Source organism: Piscirickettsia salmonis LF-89 = ATCC VR-1361, from assembly GCF_000297215.2.
Classification (GTDB): Bacteria; Pseudomonadota; Gammaproteobacteria; order Piscirickettsiales; family Piscirickettsiaceae; genus Piscirickettsia; species Piscirickettsia salmonis.
This window is the reverse complement of the sequence record NZ_AMFF02000189.1, coordinates 1-825: the sequence shown is the minus strand read 5'-3', so window position 1 is coordinate 825 and position 825 is coordinate 1. Positions and strand designations below refer to the sequence as shown.

General features: G+C 39.2%; 1 protein-coding gene. It reads left to right on the top strand.

What is annotated here, in order from left to right:
* Positions 1 to 643: 643 nt before the first annotated feature.
* Positions 644 to 814 (top strand): hypothetical protein, encoded by a 171-nt coding sequence (locus C200_RS15185; RefSeq protein WP_080728341.1) that lies wholly within the window; start codon positions 644 to 646, stop codon positions 812 to 814.
* The last annotated feature ends 11 nt before the right edge of the window (positions 815 to 825 follow it).

The window sequence follows — 825 nt, the reverse complement described above, 5'->3', positions numbered from 1 at the left end:
GGCCCAGACGGTAGAGACCGGTTAAAAAAATCACTTATGCATCACTCCTCAAAGGCTTTATCAACACTGACCCGTTTGAGTGCATCCTTTGTGGTAGCAAAATGCTTTTAACCGGTGGGCGTCCAAAGCAACGCTTGTCAGTAATCATGAAGCACCACAAAGCCCTAGCGACCATGCAGCTCATTAAGTTCTAACAGGAGCAGTCCGTCTATAATCAGGTTTTAAGCCTATTTTTAGCTGCTTTATCGATTATTGGCACCTGCACTTCGAATACTGGGAGTAATTTTTAGTCGAATTATCACAATTTCACAATATGGCTGATTTTCAGAGTATTGTATTACCTAAGCGCTAAAAAAAGCGCAGGTGAAACTCACGTGCGCAAAAATTTAAGGAGTGTCGCCTCACAAGAAAATCAAACTTCCCCTAAAAGAAGATTGTAGATGAAACGTTCAATTCAAATTGTGAAACCAGGCTAACTATGCCATAACTTCCCATAAAATGCAAAATAAACTACAAAAATATTATGGTAATGTAAATAATCCTCAAATTTAAAGTAAAATGTAGTAAATTTACTAATTGAAAAATAATCGCTAAACCATATTTAAAATATTTCGATAACAAAACAAAGGGATAGACAACAGTTATGAGTAACTTATTACAGCACATACAGAATTTCCTCCATGAGCTCAGAAAATCCGAGCGCAAAGTCGGCGAATGGGTATTAAACAATAGCCAGGCCGTTATTCACCTGAGTATCACCGATCTCGCGCGCTACGCAGAAGTCAGTGAGCCGACAGTCCTACGTTTTTCGTAAGCGTCGCTACC